1 protein-coding gene is annotated in these 260 nt (G+C 44.2%); it reads right to left on the bottom strand.

All coding sequences use genetic code 11. From position 1 onward, the window contains the following. Positions 1-260: acyl-CoA dehydrogenase family protein (locus SB725_RS32080; protein WP_410923513.1), on the bottom strand; the 260-nt coding region annotated here is incomplete at both ends.

The raw sequence follows: 260 nt of genomic DNA on the forward strand, positions 1-260 counted from the left end.
GGATAAGATTGGCATGCTGACCATTAGTAATAAAAGTCTTTGAACCATTGATAATGTAGTCATCACCGTCTTTTACTGCATAGGTTTTGATGTTTTGTAGGTCTGAGCCAGTGCCGGGCTCGGTCATAGCGATGGCACCAATATATTCGCCCGTTGCCATTTTGGGTAGCCACGCTTGTTTTTGTTCTTCAGTACCGTGGTCTAAAATATAAGGCGCGACAATGCCTGAATGCACCATACCACCAAATCCCGATTGATTG

This window comes from Pseudomonas sp. SIMBA_041, assembly GCF_046535095.1.
Taxonomy (GTDB): Bacteria; Pseudomonadota; Gammaproteobacteria; order Pseudomonadales; family Pseudomonadaceae; genus Aquipseudomonas; species Aquipseudomonas mucoides.